Annotated in this window: 6 protein-coding genes; 3 read left to right on the forward strand and 3 right to left on the reverse strand. The window is 59.1% G+C overall.

The window, feature by feature from the left end:
• A partial coding sequence (locus OQK_RS30625) for a dermonecrotic toxin domain-containing protein (protein WP_038862134.1) occupies positions 1–4,739 on the reverse strand: 4,739 nt, incomplete at its 3' end.
• A gap of 233 nt (positions 4,740–4,972) precedes the next feature.
• Between OQK_RS30625 and OQK_RS24035 the strand changes: the two genes are divergently transcribed.
• Complete coding sequence (locus OQK_RS24035; RefSeq protein ID WP_016774660.1) at positions 4,973–6,001, forward strand: Ldh family oxidoreductase; 1,029 nt, start codon at positions 4,973–4,975, stop codon at positions 5,999–6,001.
• Between the two features lie 60 nt (positions 6,002–6,061).
• Here OQK_RS24035 and OQK_RS24040 read toward each other — a convergent pair whose 3' ends face one another.
• Positions 6,062–6,379, reverse strand: coding sequence for a DUF883 family protein (locus tag OQK_RS24040; RefSeq protein WP_016774661.1), 318 nt, complete (start codon positions 6,377–6,379; stop codon positions 6,062–6,064).
• 154 nt (positions 6,380–6,533) lie between these two features.
• On the opposite strand from OQK_RS24040, the gene OQK_RS24045 reads away from it, so the two are divergent.
• Positions 6,534–6,788: a hypothetical protein gene (locus OQK_RS24045; protein WP_003224595.1), complete on the forward strand. Its 255-nt coding sequence runs from the start codon at positions 6,534–6,536 to the stop codon at positions 6,786–6,788.
• A gap of 6 nt (positions 6,789–6,794) precedes the next feature.
• Here the strand turns inward: OQK_RS24045 and OQK_RS24050 are convergent, their stop codons facing one another.
• Entirely contained in the window at positions 6,795–7,709 is a 915-nt protein-coding gene (locus OQK_RS24050) for a LysR family transcriptional regulator (protein WP_016774662.1), read from the reverse strand.
• Positions 7,710–7,793: 84 nt separating this feature from the next.
• Between OQK_RS24050 and OQK_RS24055 the strand changes: the two genes are divergently transcribed.
• On the forward strand, positions 7,794–8,474 hold a 681-nt coding region (locus OQK_RS24055; protein ID WP_038862136.1), incomplete at its 3' end, for a nitrilase-related carbon-nitrogen hydrolase.

Genomic DNA, 8,474 nt, shown 5'->3' on the forward strand with positions numbered 1-8,474 from the left:
AATGCGATCGAATCGGCGTTGGCGAGCATGACGTCAATCCTTGCATCTGCAGAATCAGGGCGGCAAAACGCCAGGCGTGCATCTGCAAGGTTTGTGGTGTTGGTAAGGCTGAGGATTTTTTGGTAATTGCCGGCATGCGCGGGTACTTTGTCCAGGTCGGTCCAGACCTGTTTGCCGGTCTTTACCGCAAACAAATGCTTGCCGTAGCGCGACAATAAGCTGCGATGACGTTCAATAGATTCCTTGGCATGTTTGCCCGAGGTCGTCCTCGTATCGATGAGGTCCAGATAAGGCGCCATGGCCTGCACGGCGACAAGATCGTCGCTGTCGCAAACCAGATGCGAGAGCTCATGGATCAGCGTTACAGCGCGGGCATGGGAGTCAACATTGAACCGAGGGGGCAAATGCGCAGTGTATTTATCCAGTCCCGGGTTGAAAAACAGCTCAGTGAGATGAATGATTTTTCGTTTGTCCTGTTTGAAAACGAATGCCACGGTATTGCCGCTGCCAGGTCCGTTCAGACCAGTAAAAAAGCGTTCGGTGTAGAGCAGATCGTCTTTCGGGTTCGTCAGTTCTCGGCAAACAGGAATAATCACCTTCTCGAATTTCCTCAGCAGCGTAGGCGTTATTACCGACACCTCGAAGAACTCCTTTAAAACCGTCTCTAACCGCGTGCCCGTAAGGTTGTCGCGCTGTGTAACGTAGTTATGCAGACAATTGACTGCGTATTCTCTTGCACGAATTACCGCTTGCTGTATCACGAACGCCCTGGCCGGATAGCGACGGTTGATCTGGGCCATGCCTCTGGCCTGGATATACATTTCTATGGAACGGTTTTCCTCGACTTCGTGTTGCACAGGGTCACGTTTTTTTGACCGGCAGCGATACACCTGCTGGCTGGTGCTTGCGACGACCAGACGGGAATTTTTCTCCTCGAGTGCCGGCCCCTGGCTGCCGTCTTTTTTGCGCAAATACCAGGTCTTTTCGACCTGGACCGTCGGATACACCTTGCCGGCAATGGCGGCGTATTTCTGCGTCGTCGACGAATCGCCATAGACCAGCTTATTGGCATCGAGCTTGAGGCTTTCCAGTGCCGTACTGCTCTCGAAGGGCTGCAGATCCACGCGGGCGGGCGTTACCGGTGACACTTTTGCCCAGCGAGAGGCTGCTTGCACCGTCGTGGCTGTACCCTCAGGTGCGTGCGCCTCTGCGGCGAATTCGGTACTGACCGTTTCTGCCTCGTTTTCCCAGGATAGACGTCCCAGGCTGAAGAGGGTAATCGCCCCTGCAATGAAGCTTTTCAGGGCGTTCGCCCAGTGGTGATCCTGCAGGCCTTCAGCGGAGGCCTTGAAATCCTGATAGCTGCGCCAAAGGAAAAATCCGCAGGCGAGTTTGCCCGGCAACACGTGCGGCACCAGGCGGACGCCGTGGCTGAACAGAAACTTCACTGCTTCCCAATCTGCCTGGGCGTTGATCTGTGGTTGGCTGCGCAGCATTTGTGGCAGAAGACTCAGGGTGTCTTTGTGCAACCGCTCAAGCACGTTGCCCTTTATGGGGGAGTCATGAAGGGTGATTTCACTGTTTTTGCCGATCGTTGTTTTCAACAGGCTCTTGAATACGGCCTGCTGCGCGTCAGGCAGACGCCGGATGAGCAAGTCCTGAAAGTGGCCGGGGGTATTGAGTGCTTCGATCAACTGCGCTTCGTTCTCGAACTCGCGAAATATCCATCTTGAGTAAGGCGCATAAAGGACCCGGGGACCTGTTTGCCCTGCGCCCGGACCGAAGACATACAGTCCGAGCGCGTCTACGCAATCAGCGCCTGAAGTCTTGATCAACGATAGCGGACAAGCGATGGCGTGAACACCGTCGACCATCGCCCGCGCTATCCCGTCCGGCATATCGAGGACCTGGCAGATATAGTCGTAGCCGGTATCGGAGAGTTGCTGTTGCAACTTCATCGAGTGGGCGTGCTGCATCAATTGCCAGGGCAGCTGGCGCAAGAACCGTTCTTTGCTGAGGCGTGCTGACGCGCTATCAGCTGTCAGCGCTTCGGTCACTTTTGCGGTGTAGGTAGTGGCAACGTCGAGAGATTGCAGCAGTTGCCGTACGGCGGACTGGCCAAAATCCTTCGGTAGTGCCGTCGCTGTTGTCGATGCCACTTTGAAACCGCTGTCCTGCACGACGTTGTAGTGATGCAAGGCAAACTCCAGCAAGTCACAGGCAGGGCCGGCCAGTGTCAGGTTGGGGGTGATCCGGATGTCCTGTGGCTTGAGGCCGTTGCCTGGAAATCGCGCATCGAGCAGTGTCTTGAGTGTCTGCTCGATATGAGTGGCCAGCGCCGGGGCCTCATCGAGGAAATCCTTGCCGTCGATGAACGCGCGGCGCAGTTCATCCAGCAACGCCAGTTGCGTGCGCTGCTCGGTCGCCGAGGCCATGCGCAACCAGTCGGGATAATCCAGATGACTGGCAAGGGTTCGGGCAAGGTCAACGGCGCGGCGCAGATTGGTATCGATCACCGCGCTTTTCATTTGCTCAAGGTAAGTCTGCAACGTGCCCTGGTTCTTGATACACACGCGTAGCTCTTCTGAGTCGGCCAGGAAGTGTTCAATGCCCGATTGCATGCGATTGCTGGAAACACGGTCTTCAATCAATTGAAAACTGCCCAGGGTGTATTGCAGGTCCAGTCGACGTTGAGCCCTTGGCAGATTTTCCAGCAGCGTATGACTCTGGTTGTTGTCATCCAGGCGTTGTTGCAATTGCTTCTGCGCGACGGCGATATTCTCGAACTGTTCCAGCCCAGTGGCCGGTGTCCACAGGATGGCGCGTCCGGAATGCTGGTCATCCATGCCGCCGCGCTCGGTCAGGAGCACGCAGTGAGCGAGCGGCAATGCACCTTTGAACTCGGCACAGGTGAGGGTGAGCGACCAGGCATCGGGGCGAAAACCATTGAGTGACTGGCGCTCCCTGCGTGTCGGATGCGTGGCATCGAACACGGTGTCGACGATCTTTCGCTCCGCCTCCAGCCATGACCCGCTGAGACTGCGCAGGTAGGCCTCACCGCGCAGGCCATCTTCGAACGCCTGCGCCAGCTTCCAGAGAATGCCCTCGAGAAAGACCCGCTGTTCGCCGCCGTGGCCGGTCGGCTGGTCTTTGAAGTGGCTGGTCAGATTATCCAGCGTCCGTCCCAGACTCGTCGCCTGCTGCGCAGCCTTGTCCGCTTGCACGAGTGACGATGGCGGAGTGCTGGTGAATAACGGACGGGTACTCCAGCGCTGATTGAGATCGAGCTTGAGCAATCGTTCATGAATCATCGAGCGGATATCCAATGCCTTATCAAAGAGTGCATGGATATCGGTGGTGCGTTTGCTCTGACGAAAGCGCTGCAACACGAATTCAATGTTCTGGCGTTGTTTGGTGATGATGGTCTCGAACAGCGTCGTCATGATCTCACCGCCAATGTTTTCCCCGGATACCTGTGCGTTAGCGAAGCCAAGGTAGCGATTGCGCTCTTGCAGGTTCATCAGCCCGTACAGCTCATCTTCGTGCCCGGCAGCTCGCAGTTTGGCGGTCAGTGTCTGTTTGAGGTCGGCGTAATCGGTGAGCACCTGCAGGCCCTGGCTGGGCGTATAGAGATAAGCCTTGTCATGATTGATCATCAGCGAACCGGCCAGCTCGACACAGGCTGTCTCTTCGCTCAGGCACACGGTTTCGAACGTTGGCCGCCGCACTGCAACGCTTGGCTCACGGACCAGACAGTGCAGGGCGTCGAATTCGCTGGCAGTGAGGATCTGCGTTTCGCGCTTGATCATCAGATCGGCTCGCGCTTGATCCTGTAGCGTCTGGCTGAAGAAAGTACGTCTGGGCGAGCCCTCGAATGAGGCGCCATTCCAATAGATCTCAAGCTGCCGAAACAACAGCATGGTCAATTTTCCCGATGCGCACTCGATCGCATGGGTCCAGGCAGACTGATCGTCTTCGCTGACCGGACGAGCAGGATGGGTAAATTCCACGGTCTGACCGTGCGGCCAGCCTTGGCGATGAAAGTGCAGCAGCAGCGCCTCACTGAGCGACAGCGAGTCGACCCACTGTTTGTCCGCAGAGGAGGACGTCGAATAAAAACCGACCCGGGTTAGCGACTGTTGCAACGCGGCAAAATGCGCTTCGAGCAGTTCGTCGAGAATCTTTTCCAGCAACGTTGCAAGGGATGGCAGGCGTTTGAGCTCGTCCAGCAGGTCACGGGCGCACCTCTCCAGGGATTCGCCGATAGCCGCTTGCTGGTCCTCGAACACATCACCTTCGATGGTTTCGCAGGTCAGGGTAATCCCGCGTTTTTCCACCAGTTCCTTGCGCAGCGAAACCGAGAGGAAAGCCAGCAGATCATCAGCTTCCCCGGCATTGTCGAGGCGTGTCTGCAGGGCGTCCGTCAGTGCTTGGCGGTCAGCGAATTTTTTCAGGCCATCGTAGGGCGTATAGAGAAACACGCCGTTGTCATCCGGCCCTGCGCTGAGCATGAAGCTGCCCGCCAGCGGCACGGCCTGTTGCTTGTCGGCGTTGAGCAGGATGCGTTCGGCCAGCATCGGCGGGGTCTGCTTGTTGCGCAGCGATTGCGTCGCCAGTTGCGCATGGGCAAGCCAGTCGAAGTCTTTGCTGTTGAGACCGTGTGCCGGACCCAGGGCAGCATGCAGGCCGGGTGAATCGAATATCACTGGAAACAACAGCGGGGCAGTCGGGGTGGACATCATTGCAACTCTGAACGGGGCGCCATCGGGCTGGAACTCAACAGTAGATGCGCAGACTGGAGCACTTGCGGTAGATAGTTACCGCACACGCTGACAGTGAAATGTGCATCAGGGCGCGCCAGCGGATGCCGATCAATCGAAGGGTTGACAGCTGGCAGCTCGGGCGCGGTTAATCGGTGGGCAAATTCGACCGTACGCTGTTGTTCCCTCCAATAATCATTCTGGAGCTTCAGATGTCTGCGCTACACGATCATGGCTCGTCCACAGTGTCCCTCGAGGCACTGACGCAACTGCTTGAAACGATTTTTCTGCGCCACGGCACTTCCAGCGAAGTCGCCCGGGTGCTGGCCGCCAACTGCGCCAACGCCGAACGCGACGGCGCTCACAGTCATGGCGTGTTTCGCATCCCCGGTTATGTCTCGACGCTGAAAAGCGGTTGGGTCAATGGCCATGCGGTGCCCCAGGTTGAAGACGTCGCGCCGGGGTTTGTCCGGGTTGACGCCGGCAACGGTTTTGCCCAGCCAGCGTTGGCAGCGGCCCGACCACTGCTGATCGAGAAGGCGCGTCATGCCGGGATCGCGGTGCTGGCGATTCGCAACTCGCATCATTTCGCTGCTTTGTGGCCGGATGTCGAGCCCTTCGCCGACGAAGGTCTGGTCGCGCTGAGCGTGGTCAACAGCATGACCTGCGTGGTGCCCCATGGCGCTGATCGGCCATTGTTCGGCACCAATCCGATTGCCTTCGCCGCACCAAGGGCCAACGCCGCGCCGATTGTTTTTGACTTGGCCACCAGCGCCATTGCCCATGGCGATGTGCAGATCGCCGCGCGCAAGGGGGAAAAACTCCCGGTCGGCATGGGGGTCGACAGCCTCGGCCAACCGACCCAGGACCCCAAGGCGATTCTCGAAGGCGGCGCATTGTTGCCGTTCGGCGGGCACAAAGGCTCGGCGCTGTCGATGATGGTCGAGTTGCTGGCGGCGGCATTGACCGGCGGCAATTTCTCATTCGAGTTTGACTGGTCCAACCATCCCGGCGCGAAGACGCCATGGACCGGCCAGCTGTTGATCGTCATCGACCCGAGCAAAGCGGCGGGGCAGAACTTCGCCCAGCGCAGCGAGGAACTGGTGCGGCAGATGCACGGGGTCGGGCTCAAGCGTTTGCCGGGGGATCGGCGGCATTTGCAGCGTGCCCGCTCATTAGCGCAGGGCATTACGCTGGATGAACAGACCCTGGGGCAGTTGCGGGAGTTGGCGGGGGACTGAGTTTGCACAAGGCATAAAAAAGCGAGCCGCAAGGCTCGCTTTTTTTTGTGGCGCTGGAACTCAGCGACGGCCGAGCAGCAAGCCCACCACCAGGCCGAAACCGGCGGAAATCGCCACGGTTTGCCAAGGGTGGCCACCGATGTAGTTCTCGGTGGCTTCAACAGCGGGTTTGGTGCGGTCGCGCACGCTGGACACCGAATCCAGTGCCAGCTGCAGCTTCTGGGCAATTTGTGCGCGCAGCGTTTCTGCTTCTTCGCCTACCAGTGAAGCGCTGCTCTTGAGCAGTTTGTCCGATTCTTCGATCAGAGCCTGAAGCTCGCTGAAAGCTTGATCCTTGATTTGCTCTTCGGCAGCTTGCGAGGCGGTTTTACGGGCCATTGGGTGACTCCTTGCAGGTGAATGGACAGTGACCAATGGAGTGTAGCGGCAGGCGAAAAGTTGCATGTCATTCGCGGACAAGGGAAAAACCTGCACCGGAGATTTGTGTCGAGCGTGTAAGATGTCGCCATTTTACGCAGCAGGATAAATCCCCATGAGTTTCAATCTGGCCGACAAATCCCTCGCAGAGCGCGCAGCGCTGGAAGACGAGAAATCCCGTCTGTTCGAGCTCTGGCAGAACAATCTGGGCAAAGCCAAAGGCGAAGCCGCGCGCCTGTTTGGGGAGCGCTCCAAGCGCAAGGGCAAATGGGCCGAGTGGGTCCGCGCCGAGCTGGACGGCATGTCGCCGCCGGAGTTCGCCAACATGGTGCGCAGTGAAGTCAATCGCCTGATGGCGGCGAACAAATAATCCGTTTCACCCCTGGCTGAACGTGGCGGCAATCGCCTCACGAACCTTGACCAGCACCGGATCGATCTGCGTGCTGGTGCGCCAGCCCAGTTCCACCGGATAGCGCGGTAAAGCCAGAGGGCAGGGCAGCAGCGCCAGCCCGCTCAGCGCCGCGATACTTGCGGCGGCATGGGCCGGGATCGTCGCCACCGCCTGACTGCCCTTGAGCAGAAAGGGCAGCGCAGCAAAATGCGTGGTTGACGCGCAGACTCGCCGGGCCAAACCCACTGCGGCCAAACCCTCGTCGGTGATGCCGATAAAGCCGCCCGACGACACCAGAATGTGCTCGCGGGTGACAAACTCCTGCAATTCGATCTGCTGCTGGCCCGGCGCAAGACTGGCCGGGTCGACCAGACACGCATAGTCGCCTTCGCCCAACACCTGACGGCTGAGCAGGCGCTCGGCAAATCCTCCGGCAGTGATCGCCAGGTCGATGCTGCGCTCCATCAGCGCGCGGGCGACGATCTGGCTGTGGGTCTGGCGGAATATCAGCCGCAGCTTCGGCGCACGACGGGCGATTTCCTCGATCAGGCGGCGGCCGTAGGCAATTTCAAAATCATCTGACAGACCGATCGCTACCGAGCGACCGTCGTATTGATTGGCCGCAGGATCAAGCATGGCCAGACTTTGCCGGCATTTGTTCAGGGCATCGCTGATCACCGGTTTCAGCTGATTGGCTTGCAGCGTCGGCGCCAGACCGCGCCCGGTGCGCACGAACAACTGATCGCCATACACCTCACGCAAACGACGCAACGCCGCGCTGACCGCCGACTGCGTTACGCCAAGACGCAGGGCGGCGCGGCTGGCGCTGGATTCCTCGTGCAGCGCTTCGAAGACTTTCAGCAGGTTGAGGTCGATGTCGGCGATATTCATTTGGCTCATATCATTCAGCAGTGGGCAGGGCTTTATTCATGATCGCGCGACGCTGGAGAATCAGCAACACCTGAACCTGATGGAGTAAACATGATGGCCAAATCCATAGTGGCGGCGTTGCAGATCGGTGCCTTGCCCGGTGGCAAAGGCGAAACCCTTGAACAGATCCTGAGCTGGGAAGACGCAATCCGCGACTCCGGTGCTGCGTTGGTGGTGATGCCGGAAGCCCTGCTCGGTGGTTACCCGAAAGGCGAGGGTTTCGGCACCCAGTTGGGTTATCGACTGCCCGAGGGGCGCGAGGCCTTTGCGCGCTATTTTGCCAACGCCATTGATGTGCCCGGCGCCGAAACCGACGCGCTGGCCGGATTGTCAGCGCGCACCGGGGCCAATCTGGTGATCGGCGTGATCGAGCGCGCCGGCAGCACGTTGTATTGCACGGTGCTGTATTTCGATCCGCAGGCCGGGCTGCTCGGCAAACACCGCAAGCTCATGCCCACCGGCACCGAGCGACTGATCTGGGGCAAGGGTGACGGCTCGACGCTGCCAGTGTTCGACACCCAAGTCGGCAAGCTTGGCGCGGTGGTCTGCTGGGAAAACATGATGCCACTGTTGCGCACGGCGATGTATGCCAAAGGCGTTGAGGTCTGGTGCGCGCCGACCGTGGACGAGCGCGAGATGTGGCAGGTCAGCATGCGCCACATCGCCCACGAAGGCCGCTGTTTCGTGGTCAGCGCCTGTCAGGTGCAGGCCTCGCCGAATGCGTTGGGGGTGGAG

Origin of the sequence: Pseudomonas sp. R62, assembly GCF_000257605.1 — a bacterium.
Taxonomy (GTDB): Bacteria; Pseudomonadota; Gammaproteobacteria; order Pseudomonadales; family Pseudomonadaceae; genus Aquipseudomonas; species Aquipseudomonas atacamensis.